Origin of the sequence: Thioclava sp. IC9 (assembly GCF_002213225.1) — a bacterium.
GTDB lineage: Bacteria > Pseudomonadota > Alphaproteobacteria > Rhodobacterales > Rhodobacteraceae > Thioclava > Thioclava nitratireducens.
Genome location: NZ_NBNX01000001.1, coordinates 839,580 through 856,664, shown reverse-complemented (window position 1 = coordinate 856,664; position 17,085 = coordinate 839,580). Strand labels below are relative to the sequence as shown.

Below are 17,085 nucleotides of genomic sequence, written 5' to 3'. Positions count from 1 at the left end.
CGCGTGAGGCTTGCAGAAAGGATCCGCTATGGCTGACTGGTTGCCCCTGATGTGGTCATCGCTCGTGCCGCTTTTGCAGGCGACGGTGACCTTCACGATCCCGCTGACGCTCATCACCTTCACGCTGGGCCTTGCGCTCGGGCTGCTCTGCGCGGTGATCCGGCTGTTCGGGCCGCGTCCGCTGGTGTGGATCGTGCGGTTCTATGTCTGGGTGATCCGGGGCACGCCGCTTCTGGTGCAGCTTTTCCTGATCTTCTACGGGCTGCCGAGCCTCGGGATCACGCTCGACGCCTTCGTGGCGGGGCTGATCGGCTTCACGCTGAATGTCGGCGCCTACACGTCGGAAATCCTGCGCGCGGCGCTGTCCTCGGTGTCCAAGGGGCAGTGGGAAGCGTCCTATTCCATCGGCATGAACTGGCGGCAGACGATGACCCGCACCATCGTGCCCCAGGCCTCGCGCGTCGCGGTGCCGCCCTTGTCGAACAGCTTCATCTCGCTGGTGAAGGATACGTCGCTCGCCGCAGCGATCACCGTGCCGGAACTGTTTCAGGCGGCGCAGCGGATCGTCGCGACCACCTATGAACCGCTCGTCCTCTATGTCGAGGCGGCGCTGATCTATCTCGCGCTCTGCTCGGTCCTGTCGGCGCTGCAGGGGCGGCTCGAACGGCGCCTTGGCCAATATGGCGGCTTTCTGGAGGAACGCACATGATCGAGCTGTCGAATATCACCAAGCGGTTCGGCGAGAACGAGGTTCTGTCGGGGATCTCGCTGTCTCTGCCTGAGGGCTCCGTGACCGCGCTGATCGGCCCCTCCGGCGGCGGCAAGAGCACGCTTTTGCGTACCATCAACCTGCTGGAGGTGCCCACGAGCGGCACGCTCGCCATCGGCGACGCGTCCGTCACTCTGAGCGAAGGCGGCAAGCTGTCGCGCGCCCAGATCCAGAGCATTCGGCAACAGACCGGGATGGTGTTCCAGAACTTCCAGCTCTTCCCGCATCGCACTGCGATCGAGAACGTGATGGAGAGCCTCGTGACCGTGCAGAACTGGCCTGCCGCGAAAGCCCGCGAGCGCGCGATGTCGCTCTTGGAGAAGGTCGGAATGGCGCATAAGGCCGATGCCTGGCCCGCGACGCTTTCGGGCGGGCAGCAGCAGCGCATCGCGATTGCCCGCGCGCTCGCCCCGTCGCCGAAAGTTCTGCTCTGTGACGAGCCGACCTCGGCGCTCGATCCGGAACTGGCGGCGGAAGTCGTCGACGTTCTGGCACAGCTGGCCCGCGAGGGTACGACGATGGTGATGGCGACCCACGACCTGCGCCTTGCCTCGCAGATCGCCGAGCGGGTGGTCGTGCTGGAAAGCGGCGGGGTGGTCGAGACCGGCCCGGCGCGGCAGGTCTTCGACGCGCCCGAGCGCGAGCGCACCAAGCGGTTCATCGCCACGCTGAAATCGACCGGCGAGACCGCAGCCCCGGATACTGCCCCGCGCCCCGTTTGAGGCGCGGGCGGCGGCGGGTTCAGAACGCCCAGTCCTCGTCCTCGGTCGCGACCGCCTTGCCGATCACGTAGCTCGATCCCGAGCCCGAGAAGAAGTCGTGGTTTTCGTCCGATCCGGGCGAGAGCGCGGCGAGGATCGCGGGGTTCACGCGCGTCGCCTCTTCGGGGAAGAGCGCCTCGTAGCCGAGGTTCTGCAGCGCCTTGTTGGCGTTGTAATGCAGGAAGTGCTTGACATCCTCCGTCAGGCCCAGACCGTCATAGAGCTGCTCGGTATAGCGGCCCTCGATGTCATAGAGGTCGAACATCAGCGAGAAGGCAAAATCCTTGATCTCGGTGCGCTCGGTCTCGGTCGCCCGCTCCAACGCGCGCTGGAACTTGTAGCCGATGTAGTAACCGTGGATCGCTTCGTCGCGGATGATCAGGCGGATCAGGTCGGCCGTGTTGGTCAGGCGCGCGCGGCTCGACCAGTGCATCGGCAGGTAGAAGCCCGAATAGAACAGGAAGCTTTCCAGAAAGACGCTCGCCACCTTGCGCTTCAACGGGCTCGCCGTCGCGTCGTATTCGTCGAGGATCAGCCGCGACTTGGCCTGCAGATGCGGGTTTTCCTGCGACCAGCGGAACGCCTCGTCGACCTCGGCGGTGTTGCACAGTGTCGAGAAGACCGAGGAATAGCTGCGCGCATGCACGGCCTCCATGAAGGCGATGTTGGACAGCACCGCTTCCTCATGGGGCGTCGCCGCATCCGCCATCAGCGCAGGCGCGCCCACGGTGTTCTGGATCGTGTCCAGCAGCGTCAGCCCGGTGAAGACCCGGATCGTGAGCGTCTGCTCATTCTCGGTCAGTTGCGACCAGCTTTGAATGTCGTTCGACAGCGGCACCTTCTCGGGCAGCCAGAAATTCGACGTGAGCCGGTTCCAGACTTCGAGATCCTTGTCGTCCTGAAGGCGGTTCCAGTTGACGGCACGGGGGACGGGGCGGGGTGTGTGCAGATCTTTCATGGCGGGCCTCACAGGGAACAGGATACGCAGCCCTGCACCTCGGTCCCCTCGAGGGCCGCTTGGCGCAGGCGGATGTAATAGATGGTCTTGATGCCGCGCCGCCATGCATAGATCTGGGCGCGGTTGATGTCGCGGGTCGTGGCCTCGGCCGGGAAGAACAGCGTCAGCGAGAGACCTTGATCGACATGCTCGGTCGCTGCCGCATAGGTGTCGATGATCGCCTCGGGGCCGATCTGATAGGCGTCGCGGTAGAACTCGAGATTGTCGTTCGTCATGTAGGGCGCGGGGTAATAGACCCGGCCGATCTTGCCTTCCTTACGGATCTCGATCTTCGCGGTGATCGGGTGGATCGAGGCGGTCGCGTTGTTGATATAGCTGATCGAGCCGGTGGGCGGCACGGCTTGCAGGTTGCGATTCCACAGGCCGGACTCCATGACCCGGTCGCGCAGGGCGGCCCAGTCGGCGCGGGTGGGCAGGGTGATCCCGAAGCGGTCGAACAGGGCCGTGACGGTGTCGCTCTCAGGCAGCCAGTCGCGGGTGACGTATTTCTCGAAGAAGCTGCCATCGGCATAGGCAGAGGCCTCGAACTCCCTGAAACTCCGGCCATGCTCGGCAGCCAGCCGGTTCGATTCCGCCAGCGCGTGATAGGCCACGGCGGCGAAATAGACGGAGGTGAATTCGATCCCCTCGGGGCTGCCATAATGGATGCGCTCGCGGGCGAGGAAGCCGTGCAGGTTCATCTGACCCAGACCGATCGCGTGACTTTCCTCGTTGCCCTTGCGGATTGAGGGGACGGCGTTGATCGCACTCATCTCCGACACCGCCGAGAGCGCGCGGATCGCGGACCCAACGCTCGCGCCCAGATCGCCGCTATCCATCACCTTGGCGATGTTGAGCGAACCCAGATTGCACGAGATATCCGTGCCCATCCGCGCATAGCCCAGATCCTCGTCGAACTCGGAAGGCTCGGCCACCTGCAGAATCTCCGAACACAGGTTCGACATGGTGATCCGTCCCGCGATCGGGTTGGCGCGGTTCACCGTGTCTTCGAACATGATGTAGGGATAGCCGCTTTCGAACTGGATCTCGGCCAGCGTCTGGAAGAAGGCGCGGGCGTTGATCTTGCGTTTGCGGATCCGCGCGTCATCGACCATCTCGTGATATTTCTCGGTGACGGAAATCTCCGAGAAGGCGCAGCCATAGACCCGCTCCACGTCATGGGGCGAGAAGAGATACATCTCCTCGTTCTTCTTCGCGAGCTCGAAGGTGATGTCGGGGATCACCACGCCGAGGCTCAGCGTCTTGATCCGGATTTTCTCGTCCGCATTCTCGCGCTTGGTGTCGAGGAAGCGCAGGATGTCGGGGTGATGGGCGTGCAGATAAACCGCGCCCGCGCCCTGACGCGCGCCCAGCTGGTTGGCATAGCTGAAGCTGTCTTCGAGCAGCTTCATCACCGGGATCACGCCCGAGGATTGGTTCTCGATCCCTTTGATCGGCGCGCCATATTCGCGGATATTGGTCAGCATCAGGGCCACGCCGCCGCCGCGTTTCGACAGTTGCAGCGCCGAGTTGATGCCGCGCCCGATGCTTTCCATGTTGTCTTCCAGCCGCAGCAGGAAGCAGGAGACGAACTCGCCCCGCGCCTTCTTGCCCGCGTTGAGGAAGGTCGGCGTCGCGGGCTGGAAGCGTCCTGCCAGCATCTCCTCCATGAGGCGCATCGCCAGCGCCTCGTCGCCGCGCGCGAGCGTCAGTGCCACCATCACGACGCGGTCCTCGTAGCGTTCCAGATACCGCTGCCCGTCGCGGGTCTTCAACGTGTAGGAGGTGTAATATTTGAACGCGCCGAGGAAGGTCGGAAAACGGAATTTTGCCGCGAAAGCCGCCTCCCAGATCGCGCGCTGGAAGTTGCGCGAATACTGATCGAGCACGGCGGCGTCGTAATAGCTTTCCTCCACCAGATAGCCGAGCTTCTCGTCCAGCGAATGGAAGAACACCGTGTTCTGGTTCACATGGCGCAGGAAATATTGCCGCGCCGCCATCCGGTCGGCCTCGAAGCGGATATTGCCCTCCGCGTCATAGAGGTTGAGCATTGCGTTGAGCGCGTGGTGATCAAGCCCCGCGAATTCCGAGGCCGTGGCCCCGCTCGGTTTCACGTCGCTGTCGAGCATTCCAGCCTCCAGAAATTGTCGAGACCCGCGCGCACGCGGTCGATGTCAGTGTCGGTCCCCGCCAGTTCGAACCGGTAGAGCACGGGGATGTTGCATTTGCGCGCCAGCAGATCGCCCGCGCAGGCGAAGAGCGCGCCGAAATTGCGATTGCCGCTGGCGATGACGCCGCGCAGGCCCGCGCGGCGGGCGGGATCGTTGAGAAAGGCGATGACCGGTTTCGCGACCGCGCCGCGCCCCTTGCCGTCGGCGTAGCTTGGGCAGATCAGGACGTAGGGGCAGGGCGGGTACGGCATCGCCGCCTCCGCCGAGAGGGGCAGACGCAGCGCGGGCAGACCCAGCCGCTCCACGAAGCGCTGCGTGTTCCCGGAGGCCGAGGAGTAATAGATCAGCCTTGCCTGTCCCATCGCGGCTAGGCCTCAGACCAGACGGTTGATCATGTCGGGGCGAAAGCCTGCCCAGTGCTCCTCGTTGGCGATCACCACCGGGGCCTGCCGGTAACCCAAGTCCTGCACCATCTCCATCGCGGCGGCATCCTTGGTGAGGTCGATCACGTTGTAGTCGATCCCCTTGGCATCGAGCGCACGGGTCGTGGCGGTGCATTGCACGCAGGCCGGTTTCGAATAGACGGTGATGGTCATGTGTCCTGTCCCTTTGTTGGCTGTCGGCAGCGCGGGACAAGGCTCGTGGGCAGGGTGCCGCAGCACATAGCCACGCGCCCGGGCCCTCCGCCGCGGTCGTCGTCTATCTGCTCTGGCAGGTCTCCTGGCTCGCGGCTCGAACGCCTCCCGGTCCGTCTTCCCGGCGCATTGCACCAGTGACATTCGGACATCAGGCTCGCCGCTTACAGTTGCGGGGGCAGCGCCGGAATCTCACCGGCTTCCCTCTTCGCCTGCGGAGTGACTCGCAGGAACCAAAGCAACATCATATTGAGATGCATGGTGTATCGGTGTCAATATATAGATTACCCTGCCGCGCGAAACTCTCGCGCGACAGGAGCGTGTCTTGCCTCAGGCCCCGTCGCCGAGCGCCCGGATATGCGCCGGGAGGCGGTCGTTCTGGCCATACATGAAGTGGTTCTCCATGCGCTCCGAGAAGCGGCTGGCCTCGGTCTCGCGGCCCACGGCCTCGGCCATCTCGCGGATATGCATCGGGCTCGCCCCGCAGCACACGCCGAGGTAATTCACCCCGATCGCCTGCGCCTCACGCGCAAAGGCGCCGATCTCGTAGCGGTTGCAGGCCAGCGGATCGAGCGCGGTCGGAAAGGTCCGGCCATGCGGCGAGGGGCAGGTGCAGCCGTTGTGATCGGAGAGGTTGAAGAAGGTGGGCTCCTCCTTCGTGGTCCGGTAGGGCACGGGCAGGGCGCCGACATGGCAGCTCACCGCCGCGCGCACCTTGCGCAGCCACGGCATCATCGTCTGCGGCCCGCGGAAGCAGTTCAGCCCGACGACATCGGCGCCCGCCTGTTCGAGTTGCTGGCAGGTCTCGACGATGCCGACCCCGTCCATCATCTCATTGGCCGCCATCGGCGCCAGCGTCAGCACCACCGGCAGCCCCGACGCCTTCGCGGCCTCGAGCGCGCATAGCGCCTCGCCCGCGTAGTAGAAGGTCTCGCCGATGAGGATATCCGCGCCTTCCTCGACCGCCCAGCCGACCATCTCGTCGAACATCGCGCGCACCTCGGCCTGCCGCGCCGGATCGGCCGGGTCCCAGATATTCGTGTTCGAGATATTGCCCGCCATCAGGTTGCCGGTCTTGGCATCGGCGACCTCGCGGGCGATCTTCAGCGCTGCGCGGTTGAGCGGCTCCAGCAGGTCTTCCTTGCCGATCACGCGCATCTTCTCGCGGTGGCCGTTATAGGTGAAGGCCTCGACGATATCGCTGCCGGCGCGCTGGAAATCGACATGCAGATTGCGCAGCGCCTGCGGGTATTCGAGCGCCACCTCGGGCACGAATTCCCCGGCGGTCAGATAGCCGCGCCGTTCCAGTTCGAACAGAAAGCCCTCGGCGCAGATTACCGGGCGCGCGTCGAGCAGGCGGGTCAGTTTGTTGTCATTCATGGAGAGATCCTCTCAGTTCATCCATGACCATCGTTTGATGAAGCCGAGCCTCACAGGAGACGGAGTGCCGTTCCCTGCTGCAATGGTCCTCGGCCGGGCCGCTGAATGCGACCGCAAGACGAAGAACGGGTTAGAGGCCGCGCCGGGCGCGTGCCCCGCCGCGCCGCACCGGCGGGGGCATCTCGATCGGCAGGGCGAAGGGCTGCGGGGTCAGCGACTCCAGCAGGAGTTCGCAGAACACCTCCACCGCGGGCGAGATCAGGGAATGCGGATAGGCCTGCATATGGGCGACAATCGCCGCCTTCGCATAGGGCATGTCGCCCGGCAGCGTGCCAAGCCATTCCATGTAGCCAAGCGTGCCCAGCTCACGCGCCCGCAGCGGCGAGATCGGTCCTATATCGAGTTGTAAGAGTGAAAGCGTTCGTTCCAAAAGCATCGCGCCCTCCGCGCAAAAGGGCGGGATTGGTCGCGGCACGGCGATATGCGAGGTCCGATCTGGTCCATCTCTCGTCTCTCCGTCCCAGGGCACCCCGCCCGGGTTTAAGGTGACCGAGATGCGCGGCGGCGCATCCGAGATGGCAGGTCTCCTGACTCGCGGGTCGTGGCTTCACCGGACCTTCCCAACCTTTGCAGGTCAGTGGCGTTTTCGGTGGCGCTCGCCGCTTACAGTTGCGGGGGCAGTCACGGAGTTGGGCATCGCCCGCACCGTGTTCCCTTTTCAGCCGACCCTTTGGGGCCGGACACCATCCCGGATTTGATCGCAGGAAAATCCGGCGCTGTCCAGAACGGATTGGGCGGCTGGAGGGTGCGCAGGCAGAGCCCCGTCCGAAAGGCTCCGCGTTGACAGAGATCAAGGCCCCGATGCGCGCCTCGGATAGAGTGCCCGCAAGTGCAAACAGGAGAGGCGAGCCCATGACGACGAAGAAAGAAGTCATTCCTTTCGATAGCTTACGCCGCGAAGATGTCGCGCTTGTGGGCGGCAAGAACTCTTCGCTCGGCGAGATGGTGCAGGAACTTGGCGCCAAGGGTATTCAGGTCCCGCCGGGGTTCGCCACCACCGCCGACGCCTATCGGATGTTTCTTGAAGAGAACAAACTGACCGAGGCCATCGCGGGCTATCTTGCGGATTACGATGCCGACAAGATCAGCCTTCACGTCGCCGGTCAGAGCATTCGCGACACGATCGTGGCAGGCGATTGGCCTGCCTCGACCGAAGCCGCAATCCGGGAGGCGTATCGCGATCTGTCCAAGCGGGCAGGGGTGCCCGAGGTCTCCGTCGCCGTGCGCTCGAGCGCCACGGCCGAAGACCTTCCCGATGCCAGCTTCGCCGGTCAGCAGGAGACCTATCTCAACGTCTCGGGCGAGGATGAGCTTCTGACCGCCTGCCGCAAGTGCTATGCCTCGCTCTTTACCGACCGCGCGATCACCTATCGCAAGCTCAGAGGGTTCAATCACCTCGATGTCGCGCTCTCCGTCGGTGTTCAGCAGATGGTGCGCTCGGATATCGGCGGGTCGGGCGTGATGTTCTCGATCGACACGGAAACCGGCTTCGACAAGGTCGTGCTGATCAGCGCGGCCTGGGGCTTGGGCGAAAACGTCGTGCAGGGCGCGGTCACGCCCGACGAGTTTCAGGTCTACAAGCCGTTCCTCGGTAAGACGGGGATCAAACCGATCATCGAGAGGAAGCTCGGCGCGAAAGAGATCAAGATGATCTATGCCGGGCCGGACGCTCCGAACCCGGTGCGCAACGTGCCGACCTCGAAAGCCGAGCGCGGGAAGTTCGTCCTGTCGGATGACGAGGTGCTCGACCTCGCGCAGCAAGCGGCGACCATCGAAGCGCATTACGGGCAGCCGATGGACATGGAATGGGCCAAGGACGGCGTCACGGGCAAGCTTTACATCGTGCAGGCGCGCCCCGAGACGGTTCAGTCGCATGTCTCTGCAGGGTCACTGCGGCGTTACACGATCGGCGCGCACGGTCCGGTCGTCGTCAACGGTCTGTCGGTGGGCGAGCAGATCGCGACCGGGCGGGTCTGCCTGATCGAAGACGTCAAGGATATCGACGATTTCGTGGACGGCTCGATCCTTGTCACATCGACGACGGACCCCGACTGGGTACCGGTGATGAAACGGGCCTCGGCGATCATCACCGATCACGGAGGCAGAACCAGCCATGCCGCCATCGTCAGCCGCGAGTTGGGTGTTCCCGCCGTCGTCGGGTGTGGAGATGCAACCCATGTGCTGCATGACGAGCAGGAGGTGACCGTCTGCTGCGCCGAAGGGGACGAGGGTCTGGTCTATGACGGCTTTGCCGAATTCTCGGTCGAAGATCTGAACCTCGATGCGGTGCCGGAAACCAAGACCAAGGTGATGCTAAACCTCGCCAATCCGGCCATTGCCGCGCGCTGGTGGCGGTTGCCGATCGACGGTGTCGGTCTGGCGCGGATGGAATTCGTGATCTCGAACACGATCCGGGTCCACCCGATGGCGCTGCTGCATTTCTCCGACATTCAGGAGGCGGAAGTGCGGGAGGAAATCGAAACCCTCACTAGGGGATACGAGGACAAGTCCGAATATTTCGTCGATCAACTGGCGCTCGGCCTGTCTCGGATCGCCGCCGTGGCCTATCCGAACCCGATGATCCTGCGGCTGAGCGATTTCAAGACGAACGAATATGCCGACCTGCTTGGCGGGCGGCAGTTCGAGCCGGTAGAATCCAACCCGATGATCGGCTGGCGCGGGGCCTCGCGCTATTACGATCCGGCCTATGTCGACGGGTTCCGGCTGGAATGTCGGGCGATCCGTCGGCTGCGCGAAGAGGCCGGATTCGACAATGTGCTGGTGATGGTGCCGTTCTGCCGGACGCCCGAGGAAGCCGACCGCGTGCTGGCGGTGATGGCCGAGGAAGGGCTGGTGCGCGGCTCGAACGGGCTGCAAATCTACGTGATGTGCGAAGTGCCCTCGAACGTCATCCTCGCCGAAGCCTTCGCCGAGCGGTTCGACGGGTTCTCCATCGGGTCCAACGATCTGACGCAGCTGACCCTAGGGATCGATCGCGACAGCGACAGGCTCGCGACGCTCTTCGACGAACGCCATGCCGCCGTTCAGTGGATGATCCGGACGGTCATAGAGAAAGCGCATGACGTGGGCGCGAAGGTCGGTCTCTGCGGTCAGGCGCCCTCGAACTACCCGGAATTCGCCCGCACACTGGTGGAGTTCGGGATCGACTCGATCTCGGTGACGCCGGACAGCTTCCTGAAGGTGAAAGGGCATGTCGCGGAGGCCGAAGGCAAAGGGTGACCGGACGCCCGCGGGCTGCACGCGTTAGAGGCGCAGCCCGGTCCCGGCGTCGAAGACCTTGGCCTTGCCCATATCGACCTCAAAGCTGAAGGGCGCGCCCGGGGGCAGGGCGTCCTCGGGCCGGACCCGGGCGATCACCTCGGTCTCGCCCAGGGCGAAGACGATCATCGTGTCCGGTCCGGTCGGCTCGACCAGATCCACCGGACGTTCGAAGACGAAACGGTCGGCGCCGGGCAGTTCGGTCCCGGCCATGAAGATCACCTCCGGCCGAAGCCCGAGGACGACCTTTTGCCCGTCGGGGGCGGTGATCCGCTCCGCGAGCTTTTGCGACAAGGGGAACCGAAGCGCTTCTGCCGCGCCCTCCGCCACTTCGACAGATACGCCTTCCGGCTCCCCGCGGCGCAGGACACCGGGCAGCATGTTCATCGGCGGCGAGCCCATGAAGCCTGCGACGAACAGGTCCACCGGATCGTCGTAGATCGCGCCGGGCTCGGCCACCTGACGGATATGGCCGTTATCCATCACCGCGATCCGTGTCGCCAGCGTCATCGCCTCGATCTGGTCGTGGGTGACATAGACGACGGTCTTGCCGAGCCGCTGGTGCAGCTTCTTGATCTCGGTGCGCATCTCGATCCGCAGTTTGGCGTCGAGGTTCGACAGGGGCTCGTCGAACAGAAACACTTCGGGCTTGCGCACGAGCGCGCGGCCCATTGCGACTCGCTGGCGCTGGCCGCCCGAAAGCTGGCCGGGCTTGCGGTCGAGATAGGGATGGATCTGCAGAAGCGTGCTGAACTCCTCGACGGCTTTGGTCTGATCGGCGCGCGGGACGTGGCGGGTCTGCATCCCGAAGGTGATGTTCTCACGCACCGTCTTGGTCGGGTAGAGCGCATAGGACTGGAACACCATCGCGATGTCGCGGTCGCGCGGCGGGGTGTCGTCGACCCGTCGCCCCGCGATGTCGATATGGCCGTCGCTCAGCGTCTCGAGCCCGGCGATCAGGTTGAGCAGCGTCGACTTGCCGCAGCCCGAGGGCCCGACGAGGACAATGAACTCGCCCGCCTCGATCTCGAGGTCGATGCCCTTGATCACCTCGTTGGTCCCGAAGCGTTTGCGCACGCCCTGAAGGGAAATTCCCGCTGCCATCGCTACCCTTTCACCGCTCCGGCCGAGAGCCCGCGCACGAACCACGCCCCGGCCAAGACATAGACCGCCAGCGTCGGCAGGGCCGCGATGATCGCCGCGGCCATGTCGACATTGTATTCCTTCACCCCGGTCGATGTGTTCACCACGTTGTTGAGCGCCACCGTCACCGGGTTGCTGTCGCCGATCGTGAAGGCGACGCCGAACAGGAAGTCGTTCCAGATCTGGGTGAACTGCCAGATCACGGTGACGACGATCGCGGGCAGCGACATCGGCAGCACGAGCCGGAAGAAAATTCCGAAGAAACCCGCCCCGTCGACCTTCGCCGCCTGAATGATGCCGTCCGAGACCCCGATGAAGAAGTTGCGGAAGAACAGCGTCGTGAAGGCGAGGCCATAGACCGTGTGCACGAGGATCAGCCCCGGGACCGTGCCCGCAAGCCCGAGCTGGCCCAGCACCCGCGCCATCGGCAGAAGGATCACCTGAAACGGAATGAAGGCGCCGAACAGCATCAGCGCGAAGATCGTATCGGCGCCGCGAAAGCGCCACTTGGTCAGCGCATAGCCGTTGAGCGCGCCCAGTATCGTCGAGATCGCCACCGCCGGGACGGTCATCATCACCGAGTTCCAGACATAGGGCGCAAGCCCGTTGCAACGCACGCCCACGCAGGCGCTGTTCCACGCCTTCTCCCAGGCGCTGAAGTCGAGCGCCTGCGGCGGGCTGATGAGTGAGCCCTCCCTGATCTCGGCCAGCGATTTCAGCGAGGTCGATATCATCACCAGAAGCGGGATCAGGTAGTAGATGCAGAACAGCCCGAGCACCGCGAATAGCAGCGCGCGCATCAGGTTGTGATGCAGCCCCTTGCGCCGGACGATCCCGCCTGTGCTGCGTGCGCTCATCCGGCTGTCTTCCTCAGTTCCGAGTAGAGATAGGGCACGATGATCGCGATGACCGTCATAAGCATCATCGTGGCACTCGCCGCCGCTACGCCCAGCTCGCTGCGCTGAAAGGCGAAGGAATACATGAAGGTGGCGGGCATGTCGGTGGCATAGCCCGGCCCCCCGCCAGTCAGCGCGATCACCAGATCGAAGCTCTTGATCGCGAGATGGGCGAGGATGATGACGGTGGAGAGGAACACCGGTCGCAGCATCGGCAGCACGATCCCGGTATAAGTGCGCCACGGGCCCGCGCCGTCGATCGCCGCCGCTTTCAGCACCTCGTCATCGACCGAGCGGAGCCCGGCCAGAAACAGCGCCATCGCATAGCCGGAGCTTTGCCAGACGGCCGCGATCACCACCGTGTAGATCGCGTAATGCGAGTTCACCAGCCAGTCGAATCTGAAGCTCTCGAACCCGGCCTGATGCATCAACCGCTCCAGGCCGAGGCCGGGGTTCAGCATCCATTTCCAGACCGTTCCGGTGACGATGAAACTCAGCGCCATTGGGTAGAGGTAGATCGTGCGGATCACCCCCTCGATGCGCACCTTCTGGTCGAGCAGGATCGCCAGAAGGATGCCGATCGCCATCGAGATCGAGATGAACAGGCCCGAAAAGACAAACAGGTTGCGGATCGCCACGTACCAGCGCGGCGTCTGCCAGAGACGGACATATTGGCTCACCCCGTCGAATTGGTAGTCGGGCATCACCCCCGAGCGGGTCAGCGAGATATAGGCCGTCCAGCCGATGAAGCCGTAGACGAAGAACAGGCTCGCCGCGAAAAGCGGAGAGACGACAATCGCGGGCAGGCGCCTTTCCAGCGCCCGCCCGAACCTTGCCATGGGGCCCGTCCTCCCGGACATTGCAGGCCCTAGTTTTCCTGCGCGCGCTTGACCGCGGCAGCGAGTTGCTTGACCGCGTCCTCGGAACTCATGTCGGAGTTGAAGAACGCCGTCACAAGATCGAGGAACTCGCCGCGCACCGAGCGGGGCACCGCCATCTCATGCGCCATCGACGGCACCAGCGTGTCGTTCTCGATCGCGGCCAGCAGGTCTTCGTGCGAACGTTTGGCACAGGCGTCGAAATCATCGAGCGGCACGTCCGTGCGCGCCGGGATCGACCCTTTCGCGAGATTGAAGACCTTCTGGAACTCGGGCGACATGATCAACCGCGCCAGCACTTTCTGGCCCTCGATGCGGTCTTCTCCCTCCACCTTGAAGAAGGTGAAGCTGTCCGAATTCAGCACGAAGCCCTTGCCCGGCGTGGGCCAGCACAGGAAATCCTTTTCCGGAACCTTGCCCGCCGCGAGGAATTCGCCCTTGGCCCAGTCGCCCATGATCTGGAAACCGGCCTCGCCGCGCATCACCATCGCGGTCGCGAGGTTCCAGTCGCGGCCCGAGAAGTTCGGATCGACATAGCCGCGCAGCTTGCGCAGCTGATCGAAGGATTTGACCATCATGTCCGAGGTCAGGGCCTCCGGATCGAGCTCCACCAGCGCCTTGCGGTAGAAATCGGCCCCACCGATTCCCAACACCACGTCTTCGAACAGCGTCGCGTCCTGCCAAGGCTGACCGCCATGGGCGAGCGGCACGATACCCGCCGCCTGCAGCTTGTCGGCGGCTGCGTTGAACTCGTCCCAGGTCGTGGGCATGCCTTCGACGCCCGCTTTCTTCAGCGCCTCGGGGTTGGCCCAGATCCAGTCGACGCGGTGGATGTTGACCGGGGCTGCGACGTATTTGCCTTCGTATTTCATGATTTCGGCCAGCGCCGGCGGCAACACATCGTCCCAATTGCCCTCATCCGCCACGGACTGGACGTCGTTGAGCGCGCCTTGCTGGGCCCATTCCTGAATGCCGGGCCCTTTGAGCTGCACGGCGGTCGGCGGGTTTCCGGCCACGACGCGCGCCCTCAGCGCCGTCATCGCGGCATCGCCGCCACCGCCCGCGATCGGCGAGTCGATCCATTCCCCGCCCTCGGCCTCGAAGGCTTTCTTCAGTTCTCCGACGGCCTTGGCCTCGCCCCCGGAGGTCCACCAGTGCAGAACCTCGACCGTGCCATCCGCCCGCGCGGCGCTGGCCGAGAGCGCGCCAGCGACACTCACCGCCGCCATCATGGCTTTACAAATATGCATGTTTTCCTCCTCCTCCCGGTCGCGCTTGCGGTGAAATTTCGCAGCCAGACCTGCGATCTAGGCTGGGGCGACATCGGTGAACCGTCATTGACCGGGATCAACGATCCGTGATCTGGGTGCGGCCGGGGGAGCGTTCTGCGGCATTCCTACGCAAGGCGAGACGATTGCGTAGGCCGCGGAAAGGCTTACCATCGACGTGGGATCACCGAAGGCCCCCGGGAATGCAGGAAACCGACGCCGCACCAGCATTTGTCGAAACCGCCGAGGCGGTGCTGGCGCGTCTGTCTGTGCCGTTTCCGGACGGGCTGTCCGCCGAGGAGGCCGCCGCGCGCCTCGCGCGCCACGGCCCGAACGCCCTGCGCCGTCAGAAACCGCGCAGTGCGCTCAGCATCTTGCTGCATCAGTTCCAGGGGGTGATCGTCGCGCTTCTCGTTCTGGCGACGGTGTTCTCGCTGGTCATCAACGATATCGTCGAGGCGTTGGCGATACTCGTCGTGCTGCTCCTGAACGGCGCGATCGGGTTCTTCACCGAGCTGCGCGCGACCCGTTCCATGGAGGCGCTGTTCAGTGTCGCCGAGGTCCGTACCCGGGTGCGCCGGGACGGGATGCTGCGCGAAGTCGACGCCCACGATCTGGTGCCGGGCGATCTCGTGATGCTCGAGGCGGGCGACGTTGTGACCGCCGATCTGCGGCTGGTCGAAGCGTCGGGGCTTTATTGCGATGAATCCGTGCTGACGGGCGAGTCTCTTCCGGTGCGCAAGATCACCGAAGCGTTGCCCTCCGACGTCGTGTTGGGGGATCGTTCCAATATGGCGTTCAAGGGCGCGGCCGTGACGCGGGGTGCGGGGATCGGCGTGGTGGTGCGCACCGGCATGGAGACCGAGATCGGCAAGATCAGCCAGCTCGCGATGGAGGCCAGCACGGAGCCCACACCGCTCGAACACCAATTGACGCGGCTCGGGCAGCGACTTGTCTGGCTGACGATCGTCCTCGCCGTCGCGATCATCGTCACGGGGCTGGCGCAGGGCCACCCGCTCACCGGTATGATCCAGACCGGGGTCGCGCTTGCCGTGGCCGCGATCCCCGAAGGTATTCCCGTCGTTGCCACGCTGTCGCTCGCGCGTGGGATGTGGCGGATGGTGCAGCGCAACGCCCTGATCAGCCGGTTGTCCTCGGTCGAGACGCTCGGAGCGACCACGCTGATCCTGACGGACAAGACGGGGACGCTGACCGAGAACCGGATGAGCGTGGTTCAGGTCTTGCTCGACGGGGGGAGCGTGAATCTGGACGGCCCGGATAGCGGAATCGCGGACGACCGTCTGCGCGCGGCGCTGCAGATCGGCATGCTGTGCAACAATGCCGAGCTGGGGGACGGCGAGGATGGCCGGATCGGGGATCCGACCGAGCTTGCGCTACTGAGTGCAGCGCGAAAGCTAGGGGTGTCCGAAGACGGAGCGGATTCACGCCTGCTCCAGCATGCGTTCGAGACCGACAGCCTGATGATGGCGACGGTCCATGAACTTCCGCAGGGGGGTATGCTCTACGCGACAAAGGGCGCGCCCGAAGCGGTGATCGCTGCGTGCTCCGAGGTTCTGGGGCCGGAGGGTGCGCGTCCGCTGAGCGATGAGGACAAGGCAAGCTGGATCGCCCGCAACGCTGAAGCGGCGGGCGAGGGGTTGCGCGGGATAGGACTCGCTATGAAGCAGGCGGAGGGGACGGAGGAGGCCCCCTATGAAGGGCTGACGCTGGTCGGTATCGCCTGTCTCGCCGATCCCCTGCGCAAGGATGTCCCGCCCGCGATCGCGGCCTGCCAGAGCGCAGGGATACGGGTGATCATGCTGACAGGGGATCACGCCGAGACCGCCGCACGCATCGCCAGAGATGCCGGGATCAGTGAGGACGGTGTAATGGCGATCGAGGGGAGAGAGCTGACAGATCTCGATCTTGAGAGCGCCAGCGATGACACGCTCGACCGCCTGCGCAAGGCCAGCGTCTTCGCCCGCGTGGCCCCGGCGACGAAACTGGAGCTTGTCAGTTTCTACCAGCGCGAGGGGGAGACCGTCGCGATGACGGGCGACGGGGTGAATGACGCACCGGCGCTGAAGAAGGCCGATATCGGCATTGCGATGGGGCAACGCGGCACCCAAGTCGCCCGCGAGGCGGCGCATATGGTGCTCAAGGACGATGATTTCGCAACCATCGTCGAGGCGGTGCGACAGGGCAGGGTGATATTCGGCAATCTCCGAAAGTTCATCGTCTACCTGATGTCGTGCAATCTCTCGGAGATCCTCGTGGTGGGGATCGCCGTGGGGGTGGGGCTCCCCGCGCCGCTCCTGCCCCTGCAGATCCTGTTTCTCAATCTCGTCACCGATGTCTTCCCGGCGCTTGCGCTTGGGATGGGGCATGGCGACGGACACGAAATGAGCCGTCCGCCCCGCGACCGCGCGGAGCCGATCCTCGCGCGGCGCGAATGGGAACGCATCGTCATTCTAGGGGTCATTGTAACCCTCGCGACGATGCTGGCCTTCGGAGGGGCGCTCTACGGTTTACAGCTTGCTCCCGGGGCCGCCGTCACGGTGGCCTTCGTCACCCTCGCGCTGGGCCAGCTTTGGAACGTGTTCAACATGCGGGAGGGGGACACTCACGCCCTGCGCAACGATGTGACGCGCAACCCTTATGTCTGGGGCGCGCTCGTGCTGTGTCTCGTGCTGATCGCGGGGGCGCTGTGGCTACCCGGGCTCTCCGATGTGCTGCAGCTTCCGTCGCCCGGAATCGCGGGGCTGACGCTCGCCGGGGCGATGAGCCTGCTTCCGCCGCTGCTGGGGCATCTGGTCGTATCGCGCGCAACCCGCAGATAATTTCCGCT

General features: G+C 64.5%; 14 protein-coding genes and 2 riboswitches. Of the genes, 4 read left to right on the top strand and 10 right to left on the bottom strand.

Annotation, left to right across the window (positions count from 1 at the left end; genetic code table 11):
* The first annotated feature begins 28 nt into the window (after positions 1-28).
* Positions 29-709 (top strand): amino acid ABC transporter permease, encoded by a 681-nt coding sequence (locus B6V76_RS03915; RefSeq protein ID WP_075774679.1) that lies wholly within the window; start codon positions 29-31, stop codon positions 707-709.
* Positions 706-1,491, top strand: coding sequence for an amino acid ABC transporter ATP-binding protein (locus tag B6V76_RS03910; protein WP_088726716.1), 786 nt, complete (start codon positions 706-708; stop codon positions 1,489-1,491). The genes B6V76_RS03915 and B6V76_RS03910 overlap by 4 nt, the downstream gene beginning before the upstream one ends.
* A gap of 19 nt (positions 1,492-1,510) precedes the next feature.
* Here B6V76_RS03910 and nrdF read toward each other — a convergent pair whose 3' ends face one another.
* From nrdF to B6V76_RS03880, 6 genes are all read right to left on the bottom strand, one after another.
* Positions 1,511-2,488 carry a class 1b ribonucleoside-diphosphate reductase subunit beta gene (gene nrdF / locus B6V76_RS03905; protein ID WP_088726715.1) on the bottom strand — a complete coding sequence of 326 codons (978 nt, stop codon included), beginning with the start codon at positions 2,486-2,488 and terminating at the stop codon, positions 1,511-1,513.
* Between the two features lie 8 nt (positions 2,489-2,496).
* On the bottom strand, positions 2,497-4,668 hold the full coding sequence (gene nrdE, locus B6V76_RS03900) for a class 1b ribonucleoside-diphosphate reductase subunit alpha (RefSeq protein WP_346426007.1): 2,172 nt from the start codon (positions 4,666-4,668) through the stop codon (positions 2,497-2,499).
* Positions 4,638-5,060: a class Ib ribonucleoside-diphosphate reductase assembly flavoprotein NrdI gene (gene nrdI, locus B6V76_RS03895; protein WP_088726713.1), complete on the bottom strand. Its 423-nt coding sequence runs from the start codon at positions 5,058-5,060 to the stop codon at positions 4,638-4,640. Before nrdI ends, nrdE begins: the two co-directional genes overlap by 31 nt.
* A gap of 12 nt (positions 5,061-5,072) precedes the next feature.
* Complete coding sequence (gene nrdH / locus B6V76_RS03890; protein WP_088726712.1) at positions 5,073-5,294, bottom strand: glutaredoxin-like protein NrdH; 222 nt, start codon at positions 5,292-5,294, stop codon at positions 5,073-5,075.
* Between the two features lie 96 nt (positions 5,295-5,390).
* A riboswitch (cobalamin riboswitch) is annotated at positions 5,391-5,586 on the bottom strand.
* 77 nt (positions 5,587-5,663) lie between these two features.
* Positions 5,664-6,713, bottom strand: a complete 1,050-nt coding sequence (locus tag B6V76_RS03885; protein ID WP_088726711.1) for a homocysteine S-methyltransferase family protein — start codon at positions 6,711-6,713, stop codon at positions 5,664-5,666.
* Positions 6,714-6,843: 130 nt separating this feature from the next.
* Complete coding sequence (locus tag B6V76_RS03880) at positions 6,844-7,149, bottom strand: hypothetical protein (RefSeq protein WP_075774686.1); 306 nt, start codon at positions 7,147-7,149, stop codon at positions 6,844-6,846.
* Between the two features lie 123 nt (positions 7,150-7,272).
* A riboswitch (cobalamin riboswitch) is annotated at positions 7,273-7,476 on the bottom strand.
* Positions 7,477-7,625: 149 nt separating this feature from the next.
* Between B6V76_RS03880 and ppsA the strand changes: the two genes are divergently transcribed.
* A complete protein-coding gene (gene ppsA / locus B6V76_RS03875; RefSeq protein WP_088726710.1) occupies positions 7,626-10,013 on the top strand; it encodes a phosphoenolpyruvate synthase in 2,388 nt (795 codons plus the stop codon).
* A 24-nt stretch (positions 10,014-10,037) separates the two neighbouring features.
* Here the strand turns inward: ppsA and B6V76_RS03870 are convergent, their stop codons facing one another.
* The 4 genes from B6V76_RS03870 to B6V76_RS03855 are packed head-to-tail and all read right to left on the bottom strand — an operon-like array spanning position 10,038 to position 14,219.
* Entirely contained in the window at positions 10,038-11,156 is a 1,119-nt protein-coding gene (locus B6V76_RS03870; RefSeq protein WP_088726709.1) for an ATP-binding cassette domain-containing protein, read from the bottom strand.
* A 2-nt stretch (positions 11,157-11,158) separates the two neighbouring features.
* Entirely contained in the window at positions 11,159-12,052 is an 894-nt protein-coding gene (locus tag B6V76_RS03865) for a carbohydrate ABC transporter permease (RefSeq protein ID WP_088726708.1), read from the bottom strand.
* Entirely contained in the window at positions 12,049-12,930 is an 882-nt protein-coding gene (locus tag B6V76_RS03860; protein WP_088718763.1) for a sugar ABC transporter permease, read from the bottom strand. Before B6V76_RS03860 ends, B6V76_RS03865 begins: the two co-directional genes overlap by 4 nt.
* Before the next feature lie 29 nt (positions 12,931-12,959).
* The gene (locus tag B6V76_RS03855; RefSeq protein WP_088718762.1) at positions 12,960-14,219 is read right to left on the bottom strand and encodes an ABC transporter substrate-binding protein; all 1,260 of its coding nucleotides are present in this window, start codon (positions 14,217-14,219) and stop codon (positions 12,960-12,962) included.
* 221 nt (positions 14,220-14,440) lie between these two features.
* On the opposite strand from B6V76_RS03855, the gene B6V76_RS03850 reads away from it, so the two are divergent.
* Entirely contained in the window at positions 14,441-17,077 is a 2,637-nt protein-coding gene (locus B6V76_RS03850) for a cation-transporting P-type ATPase (protein ID WP_088726707.1), read from the top strand.
* Positions 17,078-17,085: the final 8 nt, after the last annotated feature.